The sequence below is a fragment of the Pseudomonas sp. 2 genome, from assembly GCF_056627435.1.
On sequence record NZ_JBWXNG010000018.1, the window covers coordinates 124,085 to 138,561 of the forward strand.

Consider the following 14,477-nt stretch of genomic DNA (forward strand, 5'->3'; position numbering starts at 1 on the left):
CAGTGAGTTTTGATTTGTCACTGCTATCCTGCATCAATGATCCTTTTCCCGACCCTTTCGCATCTCCCCCGCCAACTGCGCACGCCACAGGTGCGCGATCTGGCCTGGGTCATCACCTCGCCGCCGATGCTGGCCATCACCCAATGGCCGCAGCGCCATCCGCTGCGCGCCAGTGGCTGGGTCGAAAACCCGCAGGCACTGGAAGCTTTCCTAAGGCGTCTGGACCAGGACAGCAGCGAGCTTCTGGAATGGCTGTCGCGCAGCTCGATCCGGCGCCTGGGCCTGTACTACGAGCGGCTCTGGCACTTCGCGATCCTGCACGCGCCGGGGGTGGAGATGATCGCGGCCAACCTGCCGATCCGCGTCGAAGGCCATACCCTGGGCGAGCTGGACATGCTGCTGCGCGACCGCGACGGCATTCATCACGTGGAGCTGGCGATCAAGTTCTACCTGGGCCTGGCCGACGCCGACGGCCGGGACGCCGCGCACTGGCTCGGCCCCGCCAGCCATGACCGTCTTGACCTGAAACTGGCGCACCTGAACCGCCATCAGTTGCCGATCTCCCGGCGCGAGGAAAGCCGCCAGGCACTGGCCGCGCTGGGCATCGTGACCTTCAGCGCCGAGCTGTGGATGGGCGGCTATCTGTTTTATCCGGGGTCGAACGCTGTGCAGCCGCCCGCGGGTGCCCATGGCGATCATTTGCACGGGCAATGGCTGCACCGCAAGGACTGGCCGCAGTTCGCCGAGCGGTATCCCTGCGCACGCTGGCAACAGTTGCCGCGCCACGCCTGGCTGGGCCCGGCGCGCTACGACACGCCCTGGAGCGATGAGGTTTTCGCGCAATGGCTGGAACAACTGGAGCCGACGACCCCGGCACAGTTGCTGGTGCGCCTGACCCGGCACCCCGACGGCGACTGGGAAGAAGCCCAACGGCTGTTTCTGGTGCCCGATGCGTGGCCCGCGGAACCCGACCCGGCGGCCGCTACAGACTCAGCCGCAGCACCAGCGCCGCCAGGGTGATCAGCAGCACGGGCAGGGTCAGCACGATGCCGACCCGGAAGTAATAACCCCAGCCGATGCTCACGCCCTTGCGCGCCAGCACATGCAGCCAGAGCAAGGTGGCCAGGCTGCCGATCGGCGTGATCTTCGGACCCAGGTCGCTGCCGATCACGTTGGCGTAGATCATCGCCTCCTGCAGCGGGCCGTGGGCCTGGCTGGCATCGATGGACAGCAGGCCGATCAGCACCGTCGGCAAGTTGTTCATCACCGACGACAACAGCGCCGTGAGTACGCCGGTGCCCATCGCCGCGCCCCACAGGCCATGCTCGGCGAAGCGATCCAGCCAGCCGGCGAGGTAGGTGGTCATGCCTTCGTTGCGCAGCCCGTAAACGACGAGGTACATGCCCAGCGAAAAGATCACGATCTGCCACGGCGCTTCTTTCATTACCTTGCGCGTGGAGATCTTGTGGCCCTTGGCGGCGATGCCCAAGAGGATTGCCGCGCACACCGCCGAGATGGCGCTGATGGGAATCCCCAGCGGCTCCAGCGCGAAGCAACCCACCAGCAAGATGCCCAGCACCCACCAGCCGGCGATGAACGTGGCGCGGTCATGGATCGCCGACACAGGGTCGGCCAGTTGGGTGGCATCGAAGGTCTTGGGGATGTCGCGGCGGAAAAACAGCAACAGCACCAGCAAAGTCGCAGCGACGCTGACCAGGTTGACCGGCACCATCACCGAGGCATAGCGGTTGAAGCCGATGCCGAAGTAATCCGCCGAAACGATGTTCACCAGGTTGGACACCACCAGCGGCAGGCTCGCGGTGTCGGCGATGAACCCCGCCGCCATGACGAACGCCAGGGTGGTGGCCTGCGAGAACCGCAGCGCCAGCAGCATCGACATGACGATGGGCGTGAGGATCAATGCTGCGCCGTCGTTGGCGAACAGCGCCGAAACCAGCGCCCCCAGCAGCACGATGAACGCGAACAGCCAGCGCCCCCGGCCCCTGCCCCAGCGCGCCACGTGCAGCGCCGACCAGTTGAAGAAACCGGCCTCGTCGAGCAACAGGCTGATGATGATCAGCGCGATGAAGGTGCCGGTGGCGTTCCAGATGATGTGCCAGACCTGCGGGATGTCCGCCAGGTGCACGACCCCGAAGAGCAGCGCCAGCACCGCGCCGAACGTCGCACTCCAGCCGACGCCCAGCCCCTTGGGTTGCCAGATCACCAGGGTGATGGTGGCCAGAAAGATCAGAAACGCTGTCAGCATGGAGGTCCGGTTCAGGTTCGCACGGTTTTCGGTTTGGTGCGCGGCAACAAAATTGCCAGTATCCCGAACAGAGGCAGGAACGAGCACAGCGTGTAGACATACACGATGCCGTGAAGGTCCGCGAGGTGCCCCAACAAAGCGGCGCCGATGCCGCCGAAGCCGAACATCAGGCCGAAGAAGATCCCGGCGATCATGCCGACATTGCCCGGCACCAGCTCCTGGGCGTAGACCACGATGGCGGAAAACGCCGAGGCCAGGATGAAGCCGACGATCACGCTCAACACGCTGGTCCAGAACAGATCCGCGTACGGCAGCGCGATGGTGAACGGCGCCACGCCCAGGATCGAGAACCAGATCACCGCCTTGCGCCCGATCTTGTCGCCGATCGGCCCACCGAAGAACGTGCCCGCGGCCACGGCGGCGAGGAACATGAACAGGTGCAGCTGCGAGCTGGCCACGCTCAACTGGAACTTGTCGATCAGGAAGAAGGTGAAGTAGCTGGTGAAGCTGGCCATGTAGAAATACTTAGAGAACACCAGCAGCGCCAGCACCACCAGTGCGCTGGTCACCCGCGCTTTGGACAGGCCGTGCGTGGCGGCCTGGCCAGCCTTGAGTTTGAACAGCGCCAGATGCTTCTTGTACCAGCGGCTGATGGCGTACAGCAGCCCCACCGAGAACAGCGCGATCAACGCAAAGTACGCAATGTGGCCCTGGCCGAACGGAATGATGATCGCCGCCGCCAGCAGCGGGCCGATGGCCGAACCGCTGTTGCCGCCGACCTGGAAGCTCGATTGCGCCAGACCGAAACGCCCGCCCGAAGCCAGCCGCGCGATCCGCGAGGCCTCAGGGTGGAAGGTCGAGGAGCCGATGCCGATCAACCCGGCCGCCAGCAGAATCAACGGGAAACTGCCCACGGTGGCGAGCATCAGCACCCCGGCCAGGATGCACAGCGAGCCGACCGGCAGCACCAGCGGGTTGGGATGGCGATCGGTGTAGTAGCCGACCCACGGCTGCAGCAGCGAGGCGGTGACCTGGAACGTCAGGGTGATCAGCCCGACCTGAGTGAAGCTCAGGTCATACGAGGCTTTGAGCATCGGGTAGATCGACGGCAGGATCGACTGGATCAGGTCGTTGAGCAGGTGCGCCAGCGCCACGGCGCCGATGATGCGCATGACCAGCGGACTGGATTGAGGGGCCGCGGTTGACGCGGTCGAAGGGCTGGTGACGGCCATCGGTTCATCCATCGTACGATTGGAGCGCCGCACGCGAGATGTTTGCAAAAGATGTCTGCGGCACAAGGGGACGTCAATGTGCCATTTTTTAGGGCGCCAGTGCCATGTTTTGTTACAACAATTGTGAGGGTGCTATCGATTTGACCTGCTCCATACCTGTGGGAGTGAGCTTGCTCGCGAATGCGGTGTGTCAATCAACATATCTGTTTCAGACACAACGCATTCGCGAGCAAGCTCACTCCTACAAGGGCTACTGCATCAAGCGATCGACCGCGCCGCCGCTGGCGAATGCCTGTCGCCTTCAATCTCATCCAGCGAAACCTTCGACGTCTCGCGCAACGCCAGACCGCCCGCCAACCCCAACAGCGCCACCACGATCAGGTAAAACGCCGGCGACAGGTTGCTGCCGGTCGCGCCGATCAGCCAGGTCGCCATCAGCGGCGCGGTGCCGCCGAAGATCGTGTAGGCCATGTTGTAGGTGATCGCCGACGCCGTGTAGCGGGTGCGGGTCGGGAAGGTTTCCGACAGCAGCGCGGCGGTCACCACGTTGCACAACACCGCCCCTGTCGCCAGCAGCATCACGCCGATGATAGAACCTGCGAACGAGCCGGAACTGGCCATCAGGAACGACGGATAGACCATCACCGCCAGCAGCACACAGGCGGTGACCACCGTGGCCCGCCGCCCGACCTTGTCGGAAAACGCCCCGGCCACCGGGCACATGGCGGCGGCGAACAGCAGCGCAATCAACGACACCAGCAAGGCCGTCGCCCGGCTCAGGCCGCCGGCCACTTGCAGGTAGGTCGCGAAATAGGTGGTGAACATGTAGAACGACAGCGCCGTCAACGAAATGAACGCACCCAGCGCGCAGATGGCGCCGCCGTGATTGCGCAGGGTTTCCCTGAGCGGCGAATGGGCCACCGCGTCTTCATCGGCAACGGCCTGGAACGCCGGGGTTTCGTCCAGTTTCCAGCGCAGGTACAGGCCGACCAGCCCCAGCGGCGCCGCCACCAGAAACGGCACGCGCCAGCCCCAGCTGCTCATGGCTTCGCTGGTCAGCGAGGCTTCCAGCGCGTAGGCGAAAATCGCCGCCGAGGCGAAGGCGGCGAAGGTCGAAACGGGCACGAAACTGCCGTACCAGGCGCGTTTGCCCCGCGGCGCGTGTTCCATGAGATAGGCGCAGGCCCCGGCGTATTCGCCACCCGCCGAGAACCCTTGGGCGCAACGGATGATGGTCAACAGGATCGGTGCCGTCACGCCGATGGCGGCGTAAACGGGCAGCAGGCCGATGATCGTGGTCGCCCCGGCCATCAGCAAAATGGTGAAGGCCAGCGTGCGCTTGCGGCCGATCTTGTCGCCGAGCATGCCGAAGAACAGCCCGCCCAACGGCCGAAAGGCGAAGGCCACGGCGAACACCGCGAAGGTCTTGAGCAATGCTGCATTGGCGTCGCCGCTGGGGAAGAATTCCTGGGCGATGGTGGTGGCGAGAAAACCGTAGACCGCGAAGTCGAACCATTCGACAAAATTGCCGATGCTCGCCGCAACGATGACTTTTCTCAAAGTGGCAGGGTCGACCTGCTCGATGGCTGGAGTGGTCATGCAAACCTCGGCGCGCGTAGGAAATACCCGATTATCGGTACAGTCCCAAGGCTGCCTGACTCCAGAAGTGTCGCCGACATACTCAGGACCGACGTGTCGGGGGTTCTAAACCGCAGGTTTCGTGCCAAAGGATGATTCAACATCAATCCCGTAGCAGCACGGCTTGCCGGCGGGGCGATATGTCTGTGACGAAGATGTCGACTGACACGACGCTCCCGCCGGCAAGCCGTGCTGCTACGGATCTCTATTGCCTTTGTAGGCTTCGTTTGCCTTGAAGGCCGCCGGTGTGCACGAAGATCAACCGCGCACCCCGCGCGACCTGCCCTGCCTCGACCGCCTCAAACAAGGCCAGCAACGCCTTGCCGGTATACAAGGGCTCAAGCGGCACACCACTTTCTTGCTCACTGGCTGCAATGAACGCCATCAGTTCGTCATCGATTTTCGCAAACCCTCCGCGGCTGGCATCGATCAACTCAAAGCCACCTGCATCGACACCCAGAATCTGCGCCACATTCACATCCACGCCATGGCCGACCGGCACCGCCATCGCGCCATAGACCTTGCGCCGCCCCGCTTCGGCCAGCACCAGCCCGGCCAGTGTGGTGCCCGTGCCACAGGCCAGCCACCAGGCATGGTAATCCTCCCAACCCAGGCTGCTCAGTTGGTTACGCGCCTGGCTCACGATGTCGGCACAACCCAGCGCACCGTCGAGCCCGCCGCCGCCCTCGGGCACCGGGTACAGCTGTGGATAACGTTCGCGCCAGGGTGCCCAGAATCCGGGCTCATGCCGCGCGCGGTATCCGGCGTAACCCAGCCAGTGCAGTTGCATGCCCAACGCCTGCAGATCCAGCACGGTTGGGGTTTCGATCGGCTGGCCACGCAACAGGCCGACGGTCTCAAAGCCAAAGCGCTTGCCCGCTGCCGCCAACGCATGCAAATGATTGGAATGCGCCCCGCCCAGGCTGATCAATCCCGAAGCACCGGCCTGCGCCATTGCACCGAGATGGTGTTTGAGCTTGAACCATTTGTTGCCGCTGATCAGCGGGTCGATCAGGTCAAGGCGCAGGATCGCGGCCTGAATGCCCGCGGTGGCGAGCCAGGAGAGGTTGAGGGGGTGCAGGGGGGCGTGGGGGAGCATGGCGAGGGGACATCAAACAAAGAAAGCAGAGTCTACCTCGCTCGAATAAACGACGCAGAACCTGTAGGAGCGAATTCATTCGCGAAAAGCTTTCAGGCGACAACAATGTGTCGCCTGATCCGGCCATTCGCGAATGAATTCGCTCCTACAGGGGGATCGCGGAAGTCGTTACAGCTCTGCCGCCAGGCGCGAACCCTGATTGATCGCCCGCTTGGCATCCAGCTCGGCGGCCACGTCGGCGCCGCCGATCAGGTGCACGCTCTGCCCCGCCGCCTGTAGCCCGTCGTACAGCTCGCGCAGCGGATCCTGCCCCGCGCAGATCACCACGTTGTCCACCGGCAGCAGTTTTTCCTCGCCCTCGGCGCCGATGCGGATGTGCAGCCCGGCGTCGTCGATCTTCAGGTATTCGACGCTGTTGAGCATCTGCACATGCTTGTTCTTCAGGCCCGCGCGGTGAATCCAGCCGGTGGTCTTGCCCAGGCCGTCGCCGACCTTGGAGGTCTTGCGCTGCAGCAGGAACACCTGGCGCGCAGGCTTATGGCCATGGGGCTTGATCCCGGCCACGCCGCCGCGGGCTTCCAGCTCGCCATCGATGCCCCACTCCTGCCAGAATGCATCGCGATCCAGGCTGGTGGCCACGCCCTGATGCACGAGGAATTCCGACACGTCGAAACCGATACCGCCGGCGCCGATCACCGCCACCGTCTTGCCCACCGGCTTGCGCTCCAGGATCACATCCAGATAGCTCAGCACCTTGGGGTTGTCGATACCCGGAATCGCCGGAACCCGTGGCGAAATGCCGGTGGCCAGAATCACCTCATCGAAGCCCTCGCCCAGCAGATCCTCGACCGCCACCCGAGTGTTCAGGCGCACATCCACGCCGGTGGTCTCAAGCTTGCGTTTGAAGTAGCGCAAGGTCTCGAAAAACTCTTCCTTGCCCGGCACGCGCTTGGCCACGTTGAACTGACCGCCGATTTCGCTGGCCGAATCAAACAGCGTGACCTCATGCCCGCGCTCGGCAGCAACGGTCGCCGCCGCCAGCCCGGCAGGGCCGGCACCGATCACCGCGATCTTCTTCAGTTGCGTGACCGGCAGGTAGTTGAGTTCGGTTTCATGGCAAGCGCGCGGGTTGACCAGGCAACTGGTGAGCTTGCCGTCGAAGATGTGGTCCAGGCACGCCTGGTTGCAGCCGATGCAGGTGTTGATCTCGTCGCTGCGCCCGGCGGCGGCCTTGTTGACGAACTCCGGGTCGGCCAGGAACGGACGGGCCATCGACACCATGTCGGCATCGCCCTCGGCCAGCACCTGCTCGGCGACTTCCGGGGTGTTGATGCGGTTGGTGGTGATCAGCGGGATCGACACCTCGCCACGCATCTTCGCCGTGACCTTGGCGAACGCGGCGCGCGGCACCTTGGTGGCGATGGTCGGGATACGCGCCTCGTGCCAGCCGATGCCGGTGTTGATCAGGGTCGCACCGGCCTGCTCGATAGCCTTGGCCAGTTGCACCACTTCGTCCCAGGTGCTGCCGCCTTCGACCAGATCGAGCATCGACAGGCGATAAATGATGATGAAATTGCGCCCCACCGCTTCACGCACCCGACGCACGATTTCCACCGGCAGGCGCATGCGGTTCTCGTAACTGCCGCCCCAGCGGTCGGTGCGGTGGTTGGTGTGGGCGACCAGGAACTGGTTGATCAGGTAGCCTTCGGAACCCATGATCTCGACCCCGTCGTACTCGGCGGTCTGGGCCAGGGTCGCGCAGTTGACGAAATCCTGAATCTGCTTCTCGATGCCTTCCTCGTCCAGCTGCTTGGGCTTGAACGGGTTGATCGGCGCCTGAATCGCGCTCGGTGCCACCTGCTTGGGGCTGTAGGCGTAACGGCCGGTGTGCAGGATCTGCATGCAGATCTTGCCGCCCGCCTCGTGCACCGCCTTGGTCACGATCCGGTGATGCTCGGCCTCCTCCAACGTGGTCAGCTTCGCCGAGCCGGCATACACGCCGCCCTCGACGTTGGGCGCCACGCCGCCGGTGACCATCAGCCCCACACCACCCCGGGCGCGCTCGGCGAAATACGCCGCCATGCGCTCGAAGCCACCGGGCTTCTCCTCAAGCCCCGTGTGCATCGAGCCCATCAGGGTGCGGTTGCGCAAAGTGGTGAAACCCAGATCCAGCGGGGCCAGCAAATGCGGGTACGAAGAGGCGGCCATAAAAACTCCATCAGATTCATCACGAAGGCGCGAGCACTCTGTGGCGCTCGTCGATTCAATCAGGGACTTGAACTATAGCCCTGTTCATGACGCAGACAGTAAACAGCCCCTCGGTCACGCTCAATGACTGAAAGTGACAACTTATTGATCCAAATGCACAGCACCAGGATCAACCCGACCCTTTATTGAATCCGCACGCTGGCGAAGCTGGCTTCCTCCCGCGCCTGATCCAGCGCCTCCAGCGGTCGCGACAACGGCGACAGGGTCGAGGTGTGATGCACCGGCACCAACGCCACGTGCTGGGCGGTTTTCGGACCCACGCGTTCTTCGCGCGGCGGAATGCCGAAATATTCGCGGTAGCATTTGGAGAAATGCGGCGTGGAGACGAACCCGCAGACCGCCGCCAGTTCGATGATCGAAATCGAGGTCTGCTTGAGCAACTGCCGCGCGCGGATCAGCCGCAGTTTCAGGTAGTAGCGCGACGGCGTGCAGTTGAGGTACTTCTGGAATAGCCGCTCCAGCTGGCGTCGCGACACGTCGACGTAGGCGGCCATTTCGTCCAGGTCGATCGGTTCTTCAAGGTTGGCTTCCATCAACTGCACGATTTCCTGCAGCTTGGGCTGATGGGTGCCCAGGGTGTGCTTGAGCGGCACGCGCTGGTGATCCTGCTCGTTGCGGATGCGCTCGTAGACGAACATGTCGGAAATCGCCGCAGTGAGTTCGGTGCCGTGATCGCGGCCGATCAGGTGCAGCATCATGTCCAGCGGCGCCGTGCCGCCGGAGCTGGTGTAGCGCCCCCGGTCGAGGCTGAACAGGCTGGTGTTGACGCTCACCCGCGGGAAGGCTTCCTGCATCGCCGCCAGGCACTCCCAGTGCACGCTGCACTCGAAACCGTTGAGTAGCCCGGCACTGGCCAGCGCCCAGCTGCCGGTGCAGATCCCGCCCAAGCGCCGGGACTGCCGGGCCTGATTCTGCAGCCACTGAATGTGTTCGCGGCTAACCGCACGCTGAATGCCGACGCCACCGCAGACGATCACCGTGTCGGAAATCGGCGCCTGGGCAATCGACGCATCCGGGGTGATCGGCAGGCCGTCGCTGGCCCACACCTGATTGCCGTCCTGGCTCAGGGTGTGCCAGCGGTACAGCTCACGGCCCGACAACTGATTGGCCATGCGCAGCGGCTCCACCGCCGAGGCCAGGGAAATCAGGGTAAAGTTGTCCAGCAGCAGAAAGCTGACCGACTGGGTCGCACGGGTTTTCACGGTGGCATCGTTGGGGAGCGGCATTACGGCGTCTCCTGCCCCTGAGCGGGCGATGATCGTGGTACGCGAGTGGCCATGGGCGCGCGCTCGTGCTGACGCGCCAGCAGGATGCCGATAAAGGAAATCGCCAGCGCCAGGCCGATGGTCGAGGTCACTTCGGCGCGGTGTTCGGGGGTGACCAGCATCACGCCCAATGCGCCCACGATGAAGGCGATGACCAGCCAGGTCAGCCAAGGGAAACACCACATGCGAAAGGTCAGCTCGACGTTCTCGCGCAACAGGCGTTTGCGCATGCGCAGCTGGGAAATGGCGATCACCAGGTAGACCAGCAAGGCGATGGCGCCTGAGCTGGCGAGCAGGAACTGAAACAACCCGGCCGGCGCGAAGTAGCTGATGACCGTGACGATGATCCCCAGCACGCTGCTGCCGATCACGGCTGCGCGAGGTACGCCGACCTTCGAAGTCTGCTTCATCATCTTCGGCGCTTCACCACGACGGCCCAGCGAATAAAGCATGCGCGAGGCGATGTAGATCGAGGAGTTCATGCAACTCGCCACCGCCACCAACACCACCATGTCCACCAACAGATCGGCGTGGGGAATGTTCATCAGTTCCAGGGCGCGCTGGTAAGAGCCGACGGTGGGCAGCAGCGGGTCATTCCACGGCACCACGGAAATCACCACCATGATCGACAACAGGTAGAACACGCTGATGCGCCAGATCACCGAACGGGTGGCCTTGGCGATGTTGCGCGCCGGGTCGCTGGATTCGGCGGCGGCGATGGTCACCGCTTCCGTGCCGATGAAACTGAACATGATGGTGATGAACGCGCCGACCACCGCCGACGCACCGTTGGGCGCGAAACCGCCGTGATCGGCCATCAACTGGCTCAGGCCACTGGCCTGGTGATCGGGTACCCAGCCCATCAGCACCGCAAAGCCAAGGGCGATGAAGCCGATGATCGCCGCCACCTTGATCGTGGCGAACCAAAACTCGAACTCGCCGTATTTGGCAACGCTGAACAGGTTGGTGGCCATCAGGCCGACAATCGACAGCAGCGCGAACAGCCAGGCATCGACCTGGGGAAACCAGGTGTTGAGCACATGCCCCGCCGCCAATGCCTCGATGGGAATGACCAGCACCCAGAACCACCAGTACAGCCAGCCGATGGTGAACCCCGCCCACTGGCCGATGGCCTGATCGGCGTAGGTGGAAAACGAGCCGGTGTCGGGACGGGCAACGGCCATCTCGCCGAGCATGCGCATGACAAGTACGACCAGAAGTCCGGAGAAGATGTAAGCGAGGATGGTGGCAGGACCGGCTGCGGCGATCGCATGGCCGGAGCCGACGAACAGGCCGGCGCCGATGATCCCGGCGATGGAAAGCATGGTGACGTGACGCGGCTTGAACCCTTGCGCCAATTGGCTGCCGGGGTTCGTGGAATCCAGACTGTTCATTGTTCTTATTCTCTGTATTTGAGTGGGGGCGCCGACTGACCGTCAGGCGAATCTCACATCCCGGCTATCCCTTCGGCCCCCTTCTCCAAGCAACAGGATCAAACAATTGCTCCACTTCGATCAGTCAGTGCGGCAAGCGCACGGCGTACAAAAGCTCAGGGAAGATACGCCGCGCCTGCGCTGAATCTGTAGTCTGATAACGCTGTGCAATTGACCAGATGCGACATTTTCATGTCGCATCCAGATGGCCATTGGACACTTCTGCGCCAATGCCAGCGTGCCTCGGCCGGGCCGGATTTCCCTTACCCAGGCACTGATGCCAAAATGGCCCGGCCCGCGCTGTCCCGTACAGGCAGCGCCCCACATTCACACGTCTCGCTCAGGTCCGCCGTCACTCCACATGCGCAAAGTTCTTGGTTCACTCGCCCTCACCGTGCTGCTCATCCTGCTGGTCAGCTACGGCCTGTGGACCAGCAAGCGGCATGTCGGCCACTACCTCACGGACCTGCGCATTCAACTGGTGGTCAACGACGGCGAACCGGGGCACAACGGCAACCTGCTGGGCATTCAGCCCGAGCTGTTTCCTTCCGACTATTCGAGTCTAAAGCGCCTGCACCGCAAGCTCGCGGCGTATCTGCAACAGGCGCGCGATGACGGGCTGATCAATGACAAGACCATCGTGGTGCTGCCCGAGCACATCGGCACCTGGCTGTTCGCGGTGGACGAGAAGTCGCAGTTCTACCAGGCCACGACCATCGAAGAGGCCATGAACTGGCTGGCCTTCAGCAACCCGCTGCTGTTTCTCGACGCGATGTTTCACGCCCGGGGCGAAAGCCGCATGGACGACATTCACCTGCGCATGAAATCGCGCAGCATGGCCCGTGATTACCAGGCCGTATTCGGCGGCCTGGCCAAGGAATTCGGTGTGACCCTGGTGGCCGGCTCCATCGTGTTGCCCAACCCTGAAGTGCAGAATGGCCAGCTCACCGTTGGCACCGGCGCGCTGTACAACAACAGCGTGGTGTTTGGCCGCGACGGGCTGCCCATCGGCCAACCCCAGCGCCAGTTGTTTCCAAGCTGGTATCAGCGCGGCTATATCCGCGCCGGCAAGGACGCACCGCTGAACGTGGTCGAAACGCCGGCGGGGCGTCTGGGCATTCTGATCGGTACCGACAGCTGGTACCCGCAGAACTACGCGCGGCTAAACGAGAGTGGCGCCGAGCTGATCGCAGTGCCAGCGTTCGTCGCCGGTAATGGCAGTTGGTCGCAACCCTGGCGCGTCGGCAAGCATGAGGTGCTGGCCGCCGAGTTGAACCTGGGGCCGGAACCCCTGACCGAAGGCGAGGCCTGGCGGCGTCTGGCCCTGACTCAGGCCAGCAGCGCCCGCGCCGGCATCAGCGTGTTCATGCGCGGCCAGTTCTGGGATCAGGGCAGCGCCGGGCACAGCTTCGCCAGCCGCAACGGCCAGAGCATCGCCGAACAATCCATCAGCGCGGCGCTCAAGGGCGCCAAACCCGGCCACGGGGCGCGCCTGATCAACCTGTGGTTGTAAGCGATGAACGCGCCTCGGATCAGGCTCGGCGATCTGTCGGTGGGGTTTGTGCACAGCCTGGCCGATGCGGTGCGCAGCACTGGGCAGGATCCGCAGCCGCTGCTCGAACAATACGGCCTGGATGCGGCGCGGCTGGCGCAGGTCGGAGCGCGGCTGTCGATCCCGCGCTACATGCGTCTGGGGCACGCGGCGATTCAACTGACCGGTGACCCGGCGCTGGGCTTGCGCATGGGCCTTTCAAGCCGCCTGGGCCACGCAGGCCTGGCCGGCATCACCGCAGCGCAAGCACCGACGGTGCGGGAAGCCGCGCGCACGCTGATCCGCTTCGAAGCGCTTTACGGCGCCAACTATCGTGGTCAGTCGAGCTTCCACGAAGACAGCCGCGGCGCCTGGCTGCGTTTCTACTCCATCAGCCCCTACAACGACTACAACCGCTTCGTGGTGGACTCGATCCTGTCCGGCTGGCTGCAGCAGCTGTCGACGCTGGCCGCGACCAAGATCACCGCCGAGCGCATAGAGATCGAATTCCCGGCGCCTGCCTATTCGGCCGACTACGCGGGCTTGAGCGAACAGCCGGTGAGTTTCGATGCCCCGATCAATCAGTTGCGCCTGAGCCAGCACAGCCTGAGCCTGCGCAATCCTGACCATGTACCAGGCACCTGGCGCCACTTGCTGGAATTGTGCGAGCGGGAACTGGAACAACTGACCCGCACCCGCAGCCTGCGCGAGCGCATCACGGCGTTGTTGGGACCTTTGTTGAGCGGTGGGAGAGAGCCGGATCTTGGCGAGGTGGCGGCACGCTTGAAACTGCCGGCCTGGACCTTGCGTCGCAAGCTGGCCGAGGAAGGCACGCAGTTTCGCGCCATCCTCAATGACACCCGTCGGGATCTGGCGGCGACCTACATTCGCGACACGGAACTGGCCTTTGGCGAGATCGCCTACTTACTGGGTTTTGCTTCGGCTGAAGCCTTTGCGCGGGCCTTCAAACGCTGGAACGGCCAGACTCCCGGGGAGTTTCGCCGCAGCCAGCGTCAGGTCGGCTGATCTTGCTTACAACTCGGTGGCGTCGTCGGCCGGCTCCAGCGGATCGAGTTCGTTAGCGCGAAATTCCAGCAGTTCTTCTTGGTAATCGTCCATTCTCTGTGCCCTCGTGGCCATTTCCTGTCTTTGGTGAACTTCACCCTAAAGCGCCTACATGACCGATACATGAAGGCTTGTTGAATACTAGACGAAGTGCGTGCGGGAAAGTTTATGGCCATGACTGTTGAAACGATGTCATTCGTCGTATCAGCACGGCTTGCCGGCGGGGCGATTTCAAGGACGACCCGCCGGCAAGCCGTGCTGCTACGGTTATGCGTTCTCTCTTGCCTCTTGACGGGAAACATCCGCACACAATAGTCTTCGACCCATGAACGAATTCCAGCACAACCTCAGCCAACGAATTATTACCGCCATTCCAGTCATGGCGGGTTAGCCGACGTTTTGCACCGAACCCGCCCTAGAGGCGGGTTTTTTCTTTCTGTCTCCCGGGCCCCGAAACGTGAAACCCGAAACCAGGAGTCAGACATGAGCATCATCCGCCCCTCCCTCGCCGCCGTTGCCGCCTGCCTGATCATCGCCGCCCCGTTGACGAGGACGACCCGATGAACCAGATGCTCGACAACGCGGTCGCCCAGCCTGATCTGCTCAGCCACTACGCCCGGAAAATCCTCACCTCCCGCGTCTACGACGTCGCCGTGGAAACCCCGCTGCACGGCGCCCGC

General features: G+C 63.4%; 10 protein-coding genes. 3 read left to right on the forward strand and 7 right to left on the reverse strand.

Annotation, left to right across the window (positions count from 1 at the left end):
- The first annotated feature begins 36 nt into the window (after nucleotides 1–36).
- Entirely contained in the window at nucleotides 37–1,020 is a 984-nt protein-coding gene (locus AC1MEK_RS24860; protein WP_480398920.1) for a DUF1853 family protein, read from the forward strand.
- Here AC1MEK_RS24860 and AC1MEK_RS24865 read toward each other — a convergent pair.
- From AC1MEK_RS24865 to AC1MEK_RS24895, 7 genes are all read right to left on the reverse strand, one after another.
- On the reverse strand, nucleotides 983–2,266 hold the full coding sequence (locus AC1MEK_RS24865; RefSeq protein ID WP_480398921.1) for an arsenic transporter: 1,284 nt from the start codon (nucleotides 2,264–2,266) through the stop codon (nucleotides 983–985). The genes AC1MEK_RS24860 and AC1MEK_RS24865 overlap by 38 nt on opposite strands.
- An 11-nt stretch (nucleotides 2,267–2,277) precedes the next feature.
- Nucleotides 2,278–3,510, reverse strand: a complete 1,233-nt coding sequence (locus tag AC1MEK_RS24870; RefSeq protein WP_480398922.1) for an MFS transporter — start codon at nucleotides 3,508–3,510, stop codon at nucleotides 2,278–2,280.
- 246 nt (nucleotides 3,511–3,756) lie between these two features.
- Nucleotides 3,757–5,097, reverse strand: a complete 1,341-nt coding sequence (locus AC1MEK_RS24875; protein ID WP_480398923.1) for an MFS transporter — start codon at nucleotides 5,095–5,097, stop codon at nucleotides 3,757–3,759.
- A 244-nt stretch (nucleotides 5,098–5,341) separates the two neighbouring features.
- The gene (locus AC1MEK_RS24880) at nucleotides 5,342–6,235 is read right to left on the reverse strand and encodes a 1-aminocyclopropane-1-carboxylate deaminase/D-cysteine desulfhydrase (RefSeq protein ID WP_480398924.1); all 894 of its coding nucleotides are present in this window, start codon (nucleotides 6,233–6,235) and stop codon (nucleotides 5,342–5,344) included.
- Nucleotides 6,236–6,403: 168 nt separating this feature from the next.
- Nucleotides 6,404–8,443: an oxidoreductase gene (locus AC1MEK_RS24885; protein ID WP_480398925.1), complete on the reverse strand. Its 2,040-nt coding sequence runs from the start codon at nucleotides 8,441–8,443 to the stop codon at nucleotides 6,404–6,406.
- Nucleotides 8,444–8,625: 182 nt separating this feature from the next.
- On the reverse strand, nucleotides 8,626–9,729 hold the full coding sequence (gbdR, locus tag AC1MEK_RS24890) for a choline metabolism transcriptional regulator GbdR (protein WP_480398926.1): 1,104 nt from the start codon (nucleotides 9,727–9,729) through the stop codon (nucleotides 8,626–8,628).
- Complete coding sequence (locus tag AC1MEK_RS24895) at nucleotides 9,729–11,162, reverse strand: amino acid permease (protein ID WP_480398927.1); 1,434 nt, start codon at nucleotides 11,160–11,162, stop codon at nucleotides 9,729–9,731. Before AC1MEK_RS24895 ends, gbdR begins: the two co-directional genes overlap by 1 nt.
- A gap of 400 nt (nucleotides 11,163–11,562) precedes the next feature.
- Here AC1MEK_RS24895 and AC1MEK_RS24900 point away from each other — a divergent pair, with 400 nt between their 5' ends.
- Both AC1MEK_RS24900 and AC1MEK_RS24905 read left to right on the forward strand, forming a co-directional pair.
- The gene (locus tag AC1MEK_RS24900; protein WP_480398928.1) at nucleotides 11,563–12,714 is read left to right on the forward strand and encodes a carbon-nitrogen hydrolase family protein; all 1,152 of its coding nucleotides are present in this window, start codon (nucleotides 11,563–11,565) and stop codon (nucleotides 12,712–12,714) included.
- Between the two features lie 3 nt (nucleotides 12,715–12,717).
- On the forward strand, nucleotides 12,718–13,758 hold the full coding sequence (locus AC1MEK_RS24905) for an AraC family transcriptional regulator (protein WP_480398929.1): 1,041 nt from the start codon (nucleotides 12,718–12,720) through the stop codon (nucleotides 13,756–13,758).
- The last annotated feature ends 719 nt before the right edge of the window (nucleotides 13,759–14,477 follow it).